Source organism: Micromonospora sp. CB01531, from assembly GCF_001905095.1.
GTDB lineage: Bacteria > Actinomycetota > Actinomycetes > Mycobacteriales > Micromonosporaceae > Micromonospora.
In genome coordinates, this window is sequence record NZ_LWLS01000093.1 from 14,858 (window position 1) to 31,416 (window position 16,559).

At 71.8% G+C, this 16,559-nt stretch carries 14 protein-coding genes; 9 read left to right on the top strand and 5 right to left on the bottom strand.

Annotation, left to right across the window (positions count from 1 at the left end):
- Positions 1-141 precede the first annotated feature (141 nt).
- Positions 142-3,171: an AfsR/SARP family transcriptional regulator gene (locus tag A6A27_RS27880; protein ID WP_073837613.1), complete on the top strand. Its 3,030-nt coding sequence runs from the start codon at positions 142-144 to the stop codon at positions 3,169-3,171.
- Positions 3,172-3,254: 83 nt separating this feature from the next.
- On the opposite strand, the gene A6A27_RS27885 is transcribed toward A6A27_RS27880, so the two are convergent.
- A complete protein-coding gene (locus A6A27_RS27885; RefSeq protein WP_073837614.1) occupies positions 3,255-3,512 on the bottom strand; it encodes a heavy-metal-associated domain-containing protein in 258 nt (85 codons plus the stop codon).
- Positions 3,513-3,652: 140 nt separating this feature from the next.
- Between A6A27_RS27885 and A6A27_RS46915 the strand changes: the two genes are divergently transcribed.
- The 5 genes from A6A27_RS46915 to A6A27_RS27905 all read left to right on the top strand — a co-directional run bounded on the left by A6A27_RS46915 (position 3,653) and on the right by A6A27_RS27905 (position 10,395).
- A complete protein-coding gene (locus A6A27_RS46915) occupies positions 3,653-3,784 on the top strand; it encodes a hypothetical protein (protein WP_274534593.1) in 132 nt (43 codons plus the stop codon).
- A gap of 31 nt (positions 3,785-3,815) precedes the next feature.
- Positions 3,816-4,601: an ABC transporter ATP-binding protein gene (locus tag A6A27_RS27890; RefSeq protein WP_073837615.1), complete on the top strand. Its 786-nt coding sequence runs from the start codon at positions 3,816-3,818 to the stop codon at positions 4,599-4,601.
- 1 nt (position 4,602) lies between these two features.
- The gene (locus tag A6A27_RS27895; RefSeq protein WP_073837616.1) at positions 4,603-7,131 is read left to right on the top strand and encodes an FtsX-like permease family protein; all 2,529 of its coding nucleotides are present in this window, start codon (positions 4,603-4,605) and stop codon (positions 7,129-7,131) included.
- A 404-nt stretch (positions 7,132-7,535) separates the two neighbouring features.
- Positions 7,536-10,025 carry a S8 family serine peptidase gene (locus A6A27_RS27900; protein WP_073837617.1) on the top strand — a complete coding sequence of 830 codons (2,490 nt, stop codon included), beginning with the start codon at positions 7,536-7,538 and terminating at the stop codon, positions 10,023-10,025.
- Positions 10,026-10,176: 151 nt separating this feature from the next.
- Positions 10,177-10,395: a GNAT family N-acetyltransferase gene (locus tag A6A27_RS27905; RefSeq protein ID WP_338013316.1), complete on the top strand. Its 219-nt coding sequence runs from the start codon at positions 10,177-10,179 to the stop codon at positions 10,393-10,395.
- A gap of 97 nt (positions 10,396-10,492) precedes the next feature.
- On the opposite strand, the gene A6A27_RS27910 is transcribed toward A6A27_RS27905, so the two are convergent.
- Complete coding sequence (locus A6A27_RS27910; RefSeq protein WP_073837619.1) at positions 10,493-11,527, bottom strand: hypothetical protein; 1,035 nt, start codon at positions 11,525-11,527, stop codon at positions 10,493-10,495.
- A gap of 114 nt (positions 11,528-11,641) precedes the next feature.
- Here A6A27_RS27910 and A6A27_RS27915 point away from each other — a divergent pair, with 114 nt between their 5' ends.
- On the top strand, positions 11,642-12,256 hold the full coding sequence (locus A6A27_RS27915; RefSeq protein ID WP_073837620.1) for a TetR/AcrR family transcriptional regulator: 615 nt from the start codon (positions 11,642-11,644) through the stop codon (positions 12,254-12,256).
- Positions 12,257-12,342: 86 nt separating this feature from the next.
- On the opposite strand, the gene A6A27_RS27920 is transcribed toward A6A27_RS27915, so the two are convergent.
- Complete coding sequence (locus tag A6A27_RS27920) at positions 12,343-13,479, bottom strand: FAD-dependent monooxygenase (protein WP_073837621.1); 1,137 nt, start codon at positions 13,477-13,479, stop codon at positions 12,343-12,345.
- Positions 13,480-13,544: 65 nt separating this feature from the next.
- On the opposite strand from A6A27_RS27920, the gene A6A27_RS27925 reads away from it, so the two are divergent.
- Positions 13,545-14,183, top strand: a complete 639-nt coding sequence (locus A6A27_RS27925) for a TetR/AcrR family transcriptional regulator (protein ID WP_073837622.1) — start codon at positions 13,545-13,547, stop codon at positions 14,181-14,183.
- Between the two features lie 4 nt (positions 14,184-14,187).
- Here the strand turns inward: A6A27_RS27925 and A6A27_RS27930 are convergent, their stop codons facing one another.
- Positions 14,188-15,048 (bottom strand): SDR family oxidoreductase, encoded by an 861-nt coding sequence (locus A6A27_RS27930; protein ID WP_073837623.1) that lies wholly within the window; start codon positions 15,046-15,048, stop codon positions 14,188-14,190.
- Between the two features lie 124 nt (positions 15,049-15,172).
- Between A6A27_RS27930 and A6A27_RS27935 the strand changes: the two genes are divergently transcribed.
- Positions 15,173-15,793, top strand: a complete 621-nt coding sequence (locus A6A27_RS27935) for a TetR/AcrR family transcriptional regulator (protein WP_073837624.1) — start codon at positions 15,173-15,175, stop codon at positions 15,791-15,793.
- Positions 15,794-15,840: 47 nt separating this feature from the next.
- On the opposite strand, the gene A6A27_RS27940 is transcribed toward A6A27_RS27935, so the two are convergent.
- The gene (locus A6A27_RS27940; RefSeq protein ID WP_073837625.1) at positions 15,841-16,551 is read right to left on the bottom strand and encodes a DNA alkylation repair protein; all 711 of its coding nucleotides are present in this window, start codon (positions 16,549-16,551) and stop codon (positions 15,841-15,843) included.
- Positions 16,552-16,559: the final 8 nt, after the last annotated feature.

Here is a 16,559-nt window from a genome sequence, read left to right on the forward strand (position 1 = left end):
CACGCCCGGCGGGAGGCAGCGCACCGCCTTTCGGACGATCGGCCGAGGGCCGGCCGGGACGTAGCATGGGGCCCGCCCGGGGCAGCCACCCGGCGATCGGGGCGGGCCCCAGGGCCGACGCCCGCAGCGGACGGGAGTGCGATGAGCGGGGACAGCGGGCCCACGGTGAGCTTCGGGGTGCTCGGCACCGTGGAGCTCCGGGTGGCCGGCCACCCCGCCACGCCGCTCGCCCCGGCGGTCCGGGCCCTGCTGGCCCGGCTGGTGCTCGCCGCGGGTCGGGTGGTCTCCGCCGACGCGCTGGCCGACGCGCTCTGGGGAGACCAGCTCCCGGCCGACGCCACGAACGCGCTGCATCTGCGGGTGTCCAAGCTGCGCCGGGCCCTGGTCGCTGCCGGGGCGGGCGGGGACCTGCTGGTCACCCGCGCCCCCGGCTATCAGCTCGCCGTCGCCCCCGACGCGGTCGACGCGTACCGCTTCGAACGGCTGCTGGAGCGGGCCCGCACCGCGACCACCGGCGACGGACCCGCCGCCGCCCTGGCCTGCTACGACGAGGCGCTGGGGCTGTGGCGCGGGGCGGCCCTGGCCGACGTCGGCGACGCCGACTGGGCGCTGGCCGAGACCGCCCGCCTGGCCGAACTGCGCCTCGGCGCGGTGGAGGACCGGCTGGAACTGCTGCTGGCGGCCGGGCGGCAGGCCGAGGCGGTCGCCGACCTGGAACGCCTGGTCATCGCCCACCCGCTGCGCGAGCGGCTGCACCGGCTGCTGATGCTGGCGCTCTACCGGGGCGGGCGGCAGGCGGAGGCGATCACCACGTACCACGCGCTGCGGCACCGCCTCGCCGACGAGCTGGGCATCGACCCGGCGCCCGAACTGCAGGCCCTCGCCGGGGCGATCCTGCGGCAGCAGGTGCCCGCCCCGGCCCCGGCGGCCGCGCCGCCCCTCGCCCCTACGACTGACCCGGCCGCCACACCCCAGGCCGCGGCCACGCCCGCCACGCCGCAGACCACGGCCCCGGCCGCGCGGATCCCCGCCCCCCGCGCAGCCGACCTGCCCCGCCGGCTCTCCTCGGTCATCGGTCGCCAGGACGACGTGCAGCGCGTGCAGGACCGGCTGCGCGAGGCGCGGGTGGTGACCCTGACCGGCCCGGGCGGCGTCGGCAAGACCACCCTGGCGCTGGAGGCGGCACGCCACGTCGACGCCAGCCTGGCCGACCGGCTGCACCTGGTCCGCCTGTCCGCCGTGTCCAGCGGGACCGATCTTCCCGAGGCGGTCGCCGGCCAGCTCGGCGTGGCCGCCGGCGGTCCGGGACCGGCCGCCACCGCGGCGCTCGTCGCCTGGCTCGGCGCCGACCGGGCGCTGCTGGTCGTCGACAACTGCGAGCACGTCATCGACGAGGTGGCCGAGCTGGTCGAGCACCTGGTCGCCGCCTGCCCGGCGCTGACCGTGCTGACCACCAGCCGGGAGGCACTGGCCGTACCCGGGGAGACCCAGCTCGCGGTGGCGCCGCTGGGCGTACCGGACGGGCCGGCCGATCTCGCGCGACTCGGCGACAGCCCCGCCGTGGCCCTGTTCGTCGACCGGGCGCGGGCGGTCCGCCCCGGCTTCGTCCTCGACGAGGCGACCGCGCCGGTGATCGCGGACATCTGCCGCCAGCTCGACGGCATGCCGCTGGCCATCGAGCTGGCCGCCGCGCGGGTGAAGGCGCTGCCGCCGGCGGAAATCGCGGCCCGGCTGCACGACCGCTTCGCGCTGCTCACGGCGGGGGCGCGGACCAGCGAGGCCCGGCACCGGACCCTGCGGGCCACCCTCGACTGGAGCCACGACCTGCTGACCGAGGCCGAGCGGCGGCTGCTGCGCCGGCTGGCGGTGTTCCGGGGCGGCTGGGACCTGACCGCCGCCGAGCGGGTCTGCGCGTTCGACGGACTGGCCGCCGACGAGGTGCTCGACCTGCTCTTCCGGCTGGTCGACCGCTCCCTCGTGGTGCCGGACCCGGCCACCGGGCGGTTCCGGCTGCTGGTCACCATCCGGGAGTACGCCGCCGCCCGGCTCGCCGAGGCGGGCGAGACCGCGGCGGCCCGCGACCGGCACCTCACCCACTTCACCGAGCTGGCCGAACGGTACGGGCCGCACGCCCGGACCAACGCCGACGCCTGGGCGCGCCTGACCGAGGAGCACGACAACTTCCGGGCCGCGGTCGACCGCTGCCTCGACCGGTCGGACGGGGTCGACGCCGGCCTGCGGCTGGCCGACGCGCTTTTCCTGTTCTGGAACTACGGACCCCGGTACGAGGGGATCCGCGCCCTGACCGCGCTGCTGGCCGCCGGCGGGGCCGCCCCGGCCGCCCGGGCCACCGCCCTGCAGCGGATCGGCCTGCTGGGCGTCTACTACCCCACGGCACAGACCCGGGCCGCCGCGCGGGCGAGCCTGGCGGAGTTCGAGCAGCTGGGCGACCAGGTCAACACGGCGGTCTCCCGGCTCGTGGTGGCCTGGGAGGGCCAGTACGACGGCGACCCGGACGAATACCGGGCGATGGTCGCGCAGGCCCGCGGCGAGCGGGGCGACACCGACGACCCCTGGTGGCACGGGACGGTCTGCTACGTCGAGGCCCTGCTGGACCTGCGCACGGGCAACTTCGCGCGGTCCGCCGAGCAGTGGCGGCGCACCCTCGACCTCACCCGGCAGGCCGGGGACCGCCTGCTGCCCGCCGGGATCCTGGCGCACCTCGGCATTGCGCTGCGCGAGGCCGGCCGGCCCGACGAGGCGATCGCCGTGCTCGAGGAGGCGGCGACGGAGGCCCGGGTCAACCCGTCCCCGCACGCGCTGGCCTTCACCCTCGTGCAGTTGGCGCACACCCGGCTGGATCGCCGCGAGGTTGCGGGAGTGCCGGCGATGCTCGCCGAGGCGGCCGACACCGCCCGCCGCAGCGGCAACCCGCGCTGCCAGGCCTGGGCGGCCTGGGGTCGGGCCCGAATTGCGTACGCCGACGGCGACGCGGCCACCGCGGCGGACGAGTGCCGCCGGGCCGTGGAGCTGCTCGAGGAGCGGGAGTTCCCGTGGGCCCGGCTCCGGCTCTGGTCGTTGACCGCCGAGGCGGCGTCCGCCAGCGGGCGGGGGCAGGAGGCCGACACGGCCCGGCGGGCGGCGGCGGCCCTGGCGCCGGCGGCCCGCTGACCGAGGCGCCGCCCTGGTGGCGGGCCGTTGCGCACGGACGCCGGCTCGGGCGGTGACGGGGCGCTGACCACGCCGGCGGGCCGCTAGCCGGGACGGCGGCACTGCGGGCCGGCGGGGCAGACCGCCAGGCCGGCCCGCTGCAGGGCGGTCGGATCGACCTCGCCGCCCACGCGCAGCAGGCCGGCGTCACCGTCGAACTCCAGCGACACCACGCCGGGCAGGTCACTCACCCGCCGGCTGACCGCCCGTACGCAGCGCCGGCAGATCCCCGACGGCAGGGCCACCGTCACCACCCGCGTCGGGTCCGCGGCGGACGTCGCCGGGTCGTTCCATTCCACCATGCCCGCCAGCCTGGCCGTGGCCGCTGGCGGCGACCTGTCCATCCGCTGTCCGCCCCGGCGGAATCGACAGCCAGCATCCGGACAGCGCGGCCGGCAAATCTCCTCCTGTCACCAATGCCGCACCTGACCGAGGAGTCGCCATGAACCACCTGCTCGCCGCCGACCTGATCGAGCTGGAGCGCGCCGAGCTGGTCCGCCGGCTGCGCCGCGACCGGCACGTCGCCACCGTCCGCGCCATACGCACCGAGGCGCGCCGCCGGGCCGCCCGCTGAACCACCCACCCCCACGAACAGGAGATCCACCATGACCACGAGCACTGTGCTGTCACCCCGCCCCACCTCGACCGCCGTCGCCGTGCAGGCCCGGCACGTCGTACGCACCTACGGCCGCGGCGCCGCCGCCGTCCGCGCCCTCGACGGCGCCACCGTGTCCATCCCGGCCGCCCGGTTCACCGCGATCATGGGCCCATCCGGGTCCGGCAAGTCCACGCTCATGCACGCGCTGGCCGGCCTGGACACCATCGACGCCGGGCAGATCCTGCTCGGCGGGACGGACCTCGGCCTGCTCAGCGAACGGCAGCGCACCCTGCTGCGCCGGGACCGGGTCGGCTTCGTCTTCCAGTCCTTCAACCTGGTGCCGACCCTGACCGCACGGGAGAACATCCTCCTGCCGCTCACCCTGGCCGGCCGCCGGCCCGACCCGGAGCGCCTGGCCCACCTGGTCGCCACGCTCGGTCTGACCGACCGGCTACGACACCGGCCCGGGGAACTGTCCGGCGGGCAGCAGCAGCGGGTCGCGGTCGCCCGCGCGCTGATCACCCGTCCCGAGATCGTGTTCGCCGACGAGCCGACCGGCAACCTGGACTCGTCGGCGGCCGAGGCGCTGCTCGGCTTCCTGCGGCAGGCCGTCGACGACCTCGGGCAAAGCATCGTGATGGTCACCCACGACCCGCACGCCGCCGCGTACGCCGACCGGGTGGTGTTCCTCGCCGACGGCCGCATCGACGGCGAACTCGACGCACCGACCGTGCCGGCCATCCTGTCCCGCATGGCGCGCCTGGCCGCGCCCGCCACCACGGGAGCGAACTGACATGTGGCGCCTGACTCTGCGTTCCACCCTGGCCCGCCGGGCCCGGCTGGCCCTGACCCTGCTCGCGGTCGTCCTCGGCGTCACCTTCGCCACCGGCGGCCTGATCCTCACCGACACCTCCACCCGGCTGCTCGACGACCAGTTCCGCACCGCGACCGCCGGCGTCGACCTGACCGTGCGGGACGCGGTCGCCTTCGACTCCGCGATGGGCGTCGAGGTCGCCCGGGACCCGCTCCCGGCCGACCTGCCGGCGCGGATCGCCGGGATGTCCGGGGTGGCCACCGCCCAGCCGCTGGTCCGCGGCCAGGGCCTGCTGGAGGTGGCCGGCACGCCGGTCGTGCCGTCCGGGGCGTCCGTGCTGGCCTCCTGGGCGGCGGCCCCGGCGGGCTCGTTCACCATCCGCAGCGGCCGGCCCCCGGCCGCCGACGACGAGGTGGTCCTCGACGAGGACACCGCGCGCGGTCACCGCGTCCGGCTCGGCGACACCGTCACCGTCCGGGCAACCGACACCGCGCGGTTGCGGGTGGTCGGGCTGGCCGGGTTCGGTGACCGGGCCGGCCTGCCGAACAGCACGGTCGCCCTGGTCACCCTCCCGTCAGCGCAGCGGCTGCTCCGGCTCGGCGCCAACGTCTCCGAGGTGGCGGTCGTGGCCGCGCCCGGCGTCACCCCCGACGAGCTGCACAGCCGGATCACCGCCACGCTCGGCGCCGACTACGAGGTCACCGCGAGCCGGGACATCGCGGCAGCCGGCGCCGCTGCCGCCCGGGACCAGCTGAGCTGGCTCCAGCTGGTGCTGCTCGCCCTGGCCGGCGCCGCCCTGCTGGTCGGCGCGTTCCTGATCGCCAACACGTTCTCCATCGTGGTCACCCAGCGAACCCGGGAACTCGCCCTGCTCCGCGCCGCCGGCGCGACGGGCGGACAGGTGCTGCGCTCGGTGCTCGGCGAGGCGCTGCTGGTCGGGCTCACCGCCTCGGCGACCGGGCTCGCCCTCGGTGTCGCCGCCGCCACCGGCATCCGAGGGCTGGCCCGGGCGTTCGGCGTACCGCTGCCGGACGGTGGGCTGCTGCTGACCGGCCGTACCGTGCTGGTGGCCTTCGCGGTCGGCGTCCTCGTCACGGTCGGCTCGGCGATCGGGCCGGCGCGGCGCGCCGCGGCGGTGGCGCCGGTGGCGGCGCTACGCGAGGCGACCGCCGCCCGCACCGGACGGGTCCGGGTCGTGGCCGGTGCCCTGGCCGCCGCCGCGGGCCTGGCCGCCACGGCGGCGGTGCTCGCCGCGGACGCGCCGGTCCCGCTGCTCGGCGTGGCCGCGCTGGGCGCCGTCGGCGGGCTCGCACTGCTCGGCCCGGCGCTCACCCCCGCCCTGGTACGCCTCGTCGGCCGGCCGCTGGCCGCCGCCGGCGTGACCGGCCGGCTCGCCACCGACTCGGCGGCCCGCACCCCGCGGCGGACCGCGGCGACCGCCCTGGCGCTGGCCCTCGGGCTCGCGCTGATCAGCTTCATGGCCGTCCTCGGCACCTCGGTCAACAGCTCGGTCCGGCAGTCCTACGCCGAGGTGATCACCGCCGACCATGTGGTGGAGAGCGCCCGCAACGAGATGCTCGGTGGCCTCTCCCCCGCCGTGTACGACCGGGTCAGCCGGCTGCCCGAGGTCGCTGTCGCGTCCCGGCTGCGCTACGGCCACTGGCGGGACGGGGACGCCACCAACGCGCTCACCGCCGTGGACCCGGCGACCCTGCCCCGGGTGGCGAAGCTGCGCTTCACCGCCGGCAACCTGGCGGCGCTGGACGGCGGCGGGATCGTGCTGGCCGCGCACGTGGCCCGGGACCGGGGCCTGGCCGTCGGGGACGACCTGCCGATGACGTTCTCCCGCACCGGCACCCGCACCCTGCCCGTGGTCGGCCTGTTGCGCGACGGGGATGCCCGGGCGCTGTCCACCGACTACCTCATCTCGCTGAACACCTTCGCCCGGTTCTACAGCGAGGAGATGGACGCCAGCGTCCTCATCCGCACCGCCGACGGGACGGACCGGGCCGCCGCCGAGCGGGCGATCAAGGCCGCGCTGGCCGACACCCCGACCGCGCAGCTACGCGACCAGGCCGCCGCGGTCGCCGGCCGCACCCAGATGATCGACCAGGTGCTCGGCCTGGTGACGGTGCTGCTCATGCTGGCCGTGCTGATCGCCCTGCTGGGCATCACCAACACCCTCGCCCTGTCCATCACCGAGCGCACCGCCGAGATCGGGCTGCTCCGCGCGGTGGGGATGACCCGCCGGCAGCTGGGCTGGATGATCCGCGCCGAGGCGGTGCTGGTCGCCGCGCTGGCCAGCGTCCTGGGGATCGTGCTGGGGGCCGGCTTCGCCGCCGCCACGGTCCGCGCGCTGGGCCGGGACGCCCCGACCGTGCTGGCCGTGCCGGCCGGCCGGCTGCTGCTCGTGCTGGCCGTCGCCCTCATCGCCGGCCTGCTGGCCGGTCTGCTGCCTGCCCGCCGCGCCGCCCGGCTGGACGTCCTCGCCGCCGTCGGCACGCCCTGACCCGTCGCCCCCCGGGTGGTGCCGGCCTCCCGCCGGCACCTCCCGTCAGGTAAGGAGTAGACCAGGACCGGAATCGTTACCATCCGTCCGGCCGGCCCGGCCGACGCCAGCACCGTGGATGTCGGTTGCCAGCTCGTTCTGTGCTCTGTCAATGACCGATCGCTCCTGAATCGACGATCCGGTCGTCGCAAACGCGAATCGGGTCGGCTCGCGGTCCAGCGCCGGCGGCGACCGCGCGACAGGCGTAGGAGCCGACGGCGGCCATCTTCCACAGGTGTCCGATGACCTGCCGCACGTCGGTCCGTAGGTTCGGTTCGACCGTTGGGGCGGCTGACCCGTGTTTATGCCGACGAGGGACCTCGAGCCGCTGGTCGACGGGTGGTGTGGGGAGGAGGAGCACGCAGATGCGAAGAGAGAAGCTTGCCTGGCGCGGCTCGGTACTGGCCTTGGCGGTCGTGGCCGCCGGCCTGCCGGCGACCGGCGCCCTGGCCGGGCTGGGGGCCGACGAACGCCCGGCCAGCGCGCAGTGGTCGTACCCGGAAGACTGCGCGCAGTGGTCGTACCCGGAAGACCCCGGCTTTGTCGCCACGAGTCCAGGGGAACTAGATGCCGCTAAAGCCAGTTGGGAAACGCCGGAATATGGTTATTATACCGGCCATAATCCTTCTACTCCTGGCACAGCGGTCAATTCCCCATGGCAGCTCACCGCGGTAAACGCGTCCACCGCCTACGCCCTGGGGTACTGCGGGCAGGGCGTCAAGCTGGGCATGATGGATTCGGGCTACAGGCCTACACACGAAGCATTTCAGACTGAGCTGATCGATCCGGTGAGAGGGGAGGGTGTCTACGGCACGTCCGGCTACGGGTATCGTGGCGCGACCCCGACGAACCCTTTTACTGCGGGCGAGTGGTTCACTGTGGCCGGTGATCAGGCGAGAACAAGTGACTACTCGCACGGGACCGGCATGCTTGGGGTTACCTCCGGGATGCGCGATGGTATAGACCAGCACGGCATCGCCTTTGGATCGAAGATGTATGTGGCCAAGACCGGCGGTTCCGATAGCCAGTCCCACGGCCCCTTCCACGATTACGTGTACTGGTATACAGCCAATAAGGCCCTGGTCGACGCAGGTGCCCAGGTCATCAACAGCAGTTGGGGCTCTTATGTCCAGACTCTTGACAGAGCCCGCTATGACGGCTTAGGAAAAGACCTTGGAGTCAACGGCAACCGCGCCAACGCTTACCAACTACCTGGCAAAGACAGCGCCAGCGCCACGGCAATGGCGACCATTATCCCCAACGAGCACCTGAAGGATCTGGAGTACCAGTATTTCTTCTTCAAGAAAAGCTATTCGGAAGGCGGCATTCAGTACAATCCGAACTACCCCGGACGTTCCTTTATGGACGCTATCTGGGACGCCATCAAGGACAGCGGTACCGTCAACGCTAGGTCGGCCGGCAACAACGACTGGAGCAACCCGTATTTTCGCCCGGCGTATCCCCTCTTCAATCCCTTGGCGGAAAAGCAGTGGGTAGCCGTCGGCGGGGTGCAACCGCCCACTTCGACCAATCCCGAATACACAAAGCATTTCGGGTATAACGAGGCGGGGCTCGCCAAATGGTGGAACGTGTCTACCCCTTCAAGCAACGTTCGGACCACGAGCAGCGGTGGTGACACTAACTATTCAAACTCAAGCGGCACGTCACCGGCAACGCCCGTTGCGACAGCGGTGATGGGGGTTCTGCTCTCCCGCTATCCGAACATGGACGCCAAGCAGGTGCGCGAGCTGATGTTCACCACGGCGAACAACAAGATGTCCGACGGCGTGAGATTCCTCGGCACCGGGCAAACCTCCCCCTCCGGGGCATCCATCGCCTGGACCGCTCCCGACGGTCTTCCGGACGAACGCTGGGGCTGGGGTATTCCTGATCTGGCCAAGGGCATGTACGGCCCCGGCCAGTTCCTGAGCCCCATGACCTACAACATGGATAAAGCGCCCCTGGACGTCTGGTCGAACGACATCAGCCAGATCGCGATCAAGGAGAGGGAAAGGGAAGATCTGGAGTGGCTGGCGGGCTACAAGGAGCAAGGCATTGCCTACGCCGGTGAATTCAGCCCCAACGTGCTGAACCCGGACGGCACGCTTGACGAACAGGCCTTCATGCTTCAGGGCATTTTGGGTGATCCCTCCATCCAAGCTATCACTAACGGCCATCCCGAGTTGTACGACAAGATCACCCATGAGGACGCCGTCAAGTGGCGCAAGGAATGGATGGACGAGCGCGCGGCCTACATTCAGAACAACATCGACAACAACCTCTACACGGCTTCTCTGACCAAGCAAGGCCCCGGGACGCTGATCATGACGGGCGACGAAACCTACGAGGGCGGCACGACGGTTGAAGGCGGTAAGCTTTCGATCACCGGCTCGCACGCAAGCTCGATCGACGTCAAGGGCGGCACGCTCGGCGGCAGCGGCAGCGTGGGTGACAGCGTGACCGTCACCAGCGGCGTGCTGCGGCCCGGGCTCGCGTCCGAGGAGGCCGCGCAGCTCACCGGCACCTCCGCGGGCAACGTCCTGAACGTCGGCGGGAACGTGACCGTCGGCAGGCAGGGTCGCGTCGCCGTCACGATCTCCGGCGACCGGGACTACACGAGCGTGCGGGCGGCGGGGAACCTGGTGCTGGACGGCGAGCTGGACCTGGACGTGCGGGGCAAGCTGACCCCGGGCACCGTGTTCACGATCATGAGCGGTAGCTCGATCAATGGCGGCTTCCACGCGCTGCCCGAGAACCGGGCCCTGAACGTGGGCGGTTACCTGTTCCGGGTGTCCTACAAGAACAACAGCATGACGCTGACCGTCATGCAGCCGGTGCCGAACAACGGGAAGTAGGCCGTGATCTGCGGCTTGACCATGGTCGAGCCGTGGTGAAGGGGACCGTGAGGAAAGGTGGGCCGCGACGCCGAGATCGGCGTCGCGGCCCACCAATTCGTCCGGCCCGCCGTGCCCCTGATTCCGTGACGGCCGGCGGAGCAGGCGCCTACTGGGCGGGAGCCGGGCGCTGATGCTCGCGCTGGCGCGTATCGCAGCGGACGACGGGCTCGTCATCTGCTGGGAGGTCCAGCCGGAGAACGCCGGGGCGCAGCGGTTCTACCGGCGGCTCGGCGCGGGGCTCTTCACCAAGGTGATCGCCGGTTGGCGTCCGGAGAGCTACCTGGGGCTGCTGCTGCCGGAGACCGGCGAGGCAGCTACGGCGGCGTAGGACGCCGGCGGGTCGGTGGTGGCCGGCGCGCGCCCGGCTACGACCGATGACGAGGAGACGGCGAATCGCCGCGACCGCCCGCGGTAGCGCGACGCTCTCATTGCTTTCCGTAATGCTCGGCGATGGTGGTGAACGCGGCTTTGGGTTCCCACGGCAGGTCGGGGTAGGTGTCTCCGTGGCGGTCGTCGAAGACCTTGACGATGCCGTAGCTGGCCAGGTCGAGGTCGTCGCGGGGATCGCCGTCGGGGCGGTGCGGGTGGTCGTAGAGCGCGAAGAGGAAAACGAAGGCGGTGTCGACGCCCTCGGCGTCGAAGACCTCCAGCAGCTCGCGTAGGTAGGCCGCCTGGCCGGCCTCGTCGCGGAGGTACTTCCCGTTGAGTCGGACCGGCCCGGTGTCCGGGTCGTACTCGACGATCTCCAGTCCTTGCGCGCCCCGGTCGCCCGCGCCCTGGTAGGTGGCCGAGCCGAACTCGGTGATCGCGACCGGCTTTCCTTGAAGTACTGGGCTGCGCATGCCCTCGGCGAACGTCGCGGCGAACGTCTCGGCGGTCGCGGCCGACCGGTAGACGTCCATGGACACGATGTCGAAGGGCGTCCAGTCGACGCGGTCGATTGGCACCGAGGCGTAGGTGAGTTTGCCACCGAACCGCTCGCGGACCAGGGCTACGGCTTTGCCGAGGAAGTCGTTGACCCGGGCGCCGGCCTCGGCGATCAGTTCGCGCACGCGGTGCGGCTGGCTCAGCAGCCCGATCCGTTCCTCGGTGGTGTCGCCGGGCAGGAATCCCGGGTTCATCAGGCTCAGCTCGGCGCCGGTGACGAACACGACCTCGGCGCCGCGCCGCCGCAGCCGCTCCGCCCGCTCGGCGCAGTCGGCGAACAGCGACAGCATCTCGTCGGCAGTCATCTCCAGTGGATACGGCGAGAACCAGACCTCCAGGCCCAGGTCGGCGGCGAACGTCGCGGCGATCTCGATCCGCTCGGGATCGCCGCCGGTCACGCGGACGGCAGTGCAGTGCAGATCGTGCCGGATGATGCGTAGTTCGCGTTCGACCAGCTCCGGCTCGAAGCGCCGGCGGGAGTTCACGCCGTGGCGGACGAATCCGGTGTCGTAGGTGATGCCTCTGGCACGCACGTATGGGTCCCTTCCGCGTCTTCGATAAGGTACTGGCAGTACCGTATTTTGACGGAGGTCGCACGTCAAGTGGATCCTTGGAAGGAACGAGCAGTACCGATCGCGAGGAAGAGCATGCCGGACGACCCGATGACGCAGGCCCGTGCTGGACAGACCCGACGACGGGGCGCGGCACTGGAGGAGGCGATCCTGCGCGCCGCGGCCGATGAACTCACCGAGTCCGGGTACGCGGGGCTGTCCATGGACCGGGTCGCCAAGCGGGCAGGCACCAACAAGAACGCGATCTACCGCCGCTGGCCAGACCGCCTCACTCTCGGCGTCGCCGCCTACAAGCAGTTGGCCACGACGATCCAAGCCCCCGACACCGGCAACCTGCGCGAGGATGCCCTGGAACTGCTGCGCCGAGCCAATCGGCACTGGAGCTCACCGCTCGGCGCCATCCTGCGGGAACTGCTGACGGCGGCCGGCAGCGCGAAGAACCTCGCGGCGCAGCTACCGGAGCAATCGACCGACGCCATGACCGCCATGTGGCTGGCGATCCTGGGACGCGCCGTCGCTCGCGGGGAAGCCTCCCCTGAATCCCTCCACCCTCGGGTCGCCACCGTGGCGATCGTCCTGCTCCGGAACGAGTTCGTCACGCGAGGCGTGCCCACCGCACCCGACGAGGTCCTCATCGACATCGTCGACGAGGTATACCTTCCGCTCGTGCGGAATCGCGCCAGGGCATAGTCCGCGCAGTCAAGGCGGACCGGCGGTTTGGTGTCAGCCGAAGGCGGGTGCCCACGCGATGGCTGCCACCTCACTGGGAGCCGCCCCTACTCGAGTGACGGCGGGCGCCAGTCGGTGTAGCGGGCCATCGAGCGGAGAGCCAACCGCGGCGGGGTCACCCGCATGATGATGTTGCGGGTGGCCACGGCGACCGGGTTGTGCAGTTGCTGGCCGAGGCGGCCCATCACGCGGGACGCCTTCGCCACCTGCTGGCTCCGTGGGCGGCGTTGCCGGTCGTAGGCGACCAGGCCGTCCGGGCGATCGGCGACGGCGGCGAGAACGACGGCGTCCTCGAGCGCCTGGTTGGCACCCTGGCCGAGGTTAGGTGTCATGGCGTGAGCGGCGTCGCCGAGCAGGACGACCCGGCCCTTGACGTAGCTGGGAAGCGGCTCGTCGAGACAGGCAAGTTCGTCGCGCAGGACGGTGTCGGTCGCGCCGATGAGGGCGGGGATCGGGTCGTGCCAACTGCCGAACCGGGCGTGCACCTGGGTCAACTCGTCGACGTCCGGGTGGGTGGGCGCGGTGTTGACCGCGGCGAACCAGTACACCCGTCCGTCGACAAGCGGCACCATCCCGAACTCGGCGCCACGGTCCCAAGTGATCGCGACGACGAGGTCCTTGCCCCAGCTCGGCGTCACTCCACGCCATGCGGTCACGCCGACGCGCACCGGACCGGCGGCATCCGGCCACAGCAGTCTCCGCACGGTGCTGTGAATCCCGTCCGCCCCGACCACCAGATCGGCCCGTATCCGGACGAGTCCGTCCCGGCTTCGATACGTGACGTCCCCGTCGGCGGTGACGGCACTGACCTCGGCGCCCGTCACGACGGCGCCTTCCGGCAAGGCGCCGAGCAGGATCTCGTGCAAGGTGGCGCGGTGGACACCGACCGCTGCGATGCCGAGCAGGTGCTCCATCTCGCCAGCCCCGATGCGGGCAAGCCACCGGCCGTCGGGCCGGCGGGTGCCACCGGACATGTCTGCACGCCCCAGGTCCCGGACGGCCGCGCCGAGACCGAGGGTGTCGAGACAGCGCAGCCCGTTCGCCTGGAGCACCAGGCCGGCCCCGACCGGCCTGAAGGTGGCGACACGCTCGAGCACAGTCACGTGCCAGCCCTTGCGAAGCAGGCCCACGGCCACGCTCAGCCCGCCGATACCTGCACCGATCACCACGGCCGTCCGGTCCATCCGCACACCGTCCTTCTACAGGTGTAGAAGGCCATACTACAGCCGTAGAAGGGAGTGGCAACACCATGACGACCGACCGGTTCGCGGTCCTGACCGATGCCGCGATCGACGTGCTCGCCGAACTCGGCATGCGCGGCCTCACCCACCGCGCCGTCGATGCTCGGGCCGGGCTGCCGCAGGGCACCACGTCCGCCTACTTCCGCACCCGCAAGGCGCTCATCGAAGCGGTCGTACGCCGGCTGGCCGACCTCGACCGGGCGGACCTGGATGCCCGCGAGCTGCCGGCCGGGGCCGACTCGGCGACGGTCGCGTTGACCGACATCGACCGGACAGCCGCCGGCATCGCCGCCCTCCTCGACCAATGGATGAGCACTGCGCGCCATCGCACGCTGGCCCGCTACGCCTGCCTGCTCGAAGCCACGCACCATCCCGAGCTACGGACCATCCTGGAATACGGCGACGCCTCACGCGCGCAATCGAGGGCGATGCTGGCGGCCGCCGGCGCCCGGAATCCAGCGCAGGCCGGCGACCACCTCGTCGCCTGCATCGACGGCCTGCTGTTCGACCGTCTGATCGGTGCGGGTGCCCGCACCGCCCCACCACCTGGAACAGCCGCGAACCGAGCGGACCTGGCCATCGCGATCGCGACATTGCTCCGGGCGTTCGCCGGCCAGCACCCCGAGGCGCAGCGATCCGGCGCGTAACCAGTCAGTGCGCGGGCCCGGGTGCCGGGACGGCCTGCTCTGCGGCCCGGCTGACCTGCTCCCAGCCCGCCCAGGTGTCCATTCGTCGGCGTGAGATGTCGAACGCCAGGTCGTAGACCATGCTGCCGAGCAGGAGCCGCAGCGGCGGGTCGTCGCTGTCGACCAGCTTCAGCAGTGCCTCGGCGGCCAGCCGGGGCTCACTGTCGATCGAGCCGTCCGCCCACTGCCGCTCCAGCTCGGCGCGGAGCGGGCCGTACGCCGCCAGAGGCTGGGTGGACGTCATGCTGGTGTACAGGTCGGTCCAATAGCCGCCGGGCTGCACGATGCTGACGGTGACGCCGAAGGCCGCCGCCTCCAGCGCCAAGGCCTCGCTCATGCCTTCCAGCGCGAATTTGCTCGCGCTGTACATCCCGGTGCTCGGGAAGCCGCCGAGCGCGGCGATGCTGGAGATCTGCACGATGTGGCCGGCCCGTTGGGCGCGTAGGTGCGGCAGCACGGCCTGGCAGACCCACAACGCGCCGAAGAAGTTGACCTCGAACTGGGCCCGCGCCTCGGCCTCGGTGAACTCTTCGACCATGCCCATGGACATGATGCCGGCGTTGTTGATGACGATGTCGAGCCGCCCGAAGTGCTCCACCGCGGTGGCCACGGCGGCGAAGACCGCCGCCCGGTCGGTCACGTCGAGCGCCAGGGCCAGCAGTCGGTCTGCGTGGCGCTCATCGAAGTCGTCCCGGGCGATGGTCCGGGCCGCGGCGACCACCCGGTCACCACGTTCGAGCGCGGCCACGGTGAAGGCGCGGCCCAGACCGCGGCTGGCACCGCTGATGAACCAGGTACGCGGAGCAGGGCTGGATGAGGTGCACATGGACGAGGCCTCCCCGGTTCGCACGAGACGAGACGGTCCGTCTCGTCCTTGCCTTGAACCGTAAGCGATCCGAATCCTCAGATCAAGACGAGACGGTCCGTCTCACCTCCGGTACGTTGGCCGCATGACGACGCAGCCCAAAGCCCCCGCCAACGCGGCCCGCCGGAAGGAGACCTCTCGGCGGGCCATCCTCACCGCGGCGTTCGACCTCGTACAGGAGGTCGGATACGCCAAACTCAGCATCGAGGGCATCGCCGCGCGGGCCAGCGTCGGCAAACAGACCATCTACCGCTGGTGGCCGTCCAAGGGCACGATCCTCTTCGACGCCTTCCTCATGCTCAGTGAGGGCAACGACGGCAAACCCGCGGCGCTGCCCGACACCGGCGACCTGGAGGCCGACCTGACAGCGGTGCTGCGCGCCACGGTCGCGGAGATGACCGACCCCCGGTACGACCAACCGATGCGCGCGCTGGCCGCCGAGATCGCGCACGACCCCGAACTGGCCGCCGCCTACGCCGAACGGCTGGACGGGCCGTTGAAGGAACTCAAGCGACAACGGCTGCGCAGCGCCCAACAGGCCGGACAGCTCGCCGAAGACCTCGACCTCGACGTGGCCGTGGAGATGATCTGGGGGCCGGTGCTCAACCGATGGTTGCAGCGCAGCGGCCCGCTCACCGCCGAATACGCCAACCGCGTCGTCGCCACCGCCCTCAACGGCCTGCGCCCGCGCCAGCCCGGCCACTGAACCGACGCCCGCAACGACCCGCCCGGCCGATCCGCTCGGCCGATCCGCTACACCAGGCCGGACAGGTACTCCCTACGTCGCGGCGGTTCGAACTTTTCGATCGCGTACCGCAGCATGACCCGTGGCATGGCCCGGTAACGGCGGGCCAGGAACTCCTCCTCCGCCGCCCGGTCCCGGTTGCCCACCTCGCGCAGCATCCAACCCACCGCCTTCTGGACGAGGTCGTGTGGGTCGCGCAGGAGCCGGTCGCTGAGCCGGAAGGTCCAGTGGAAGTCCCCGGCTTTGATGAAAGCAAGAGTTGCCATGATGGCGATCCGCCGATCCCACACCAGGCTCGACTCGGCCAGCCGATCCAGCACACTCCGGTCCTTGTCGATCAGCCAGAGACCGACGATGTACGGCGCGGACGAGTCCACCAGGTCCCAGTTGTTGATGCGGCCGGTGTTGGCCAGGACGATGTTGAAGATCTCGCCCCGTTCGGCCTCGCCCCCCTTGGCGAACTTGCGCACCAGGATGAGGAGCGACGTCAGCCGCTCCTCATGCACGCCGCTCGTCAGCAGCACCGCCGTCTCGGCCACGGACAGCTCCCGCCAATAGCGGCCAGCCACCCTGCGCTGTTCCGGCACGGAGACGCCGATGGCCCGGTCACCCTCGCCATAGCCACCCGGAACCATCTGCAGATACCGGCCCACGCCCTCGGCCCGATCCGGGTCGGCGAGGCTGGCGAGTTCGTGACGGACGTCGTCGATCGTGGCCATCACTGTGC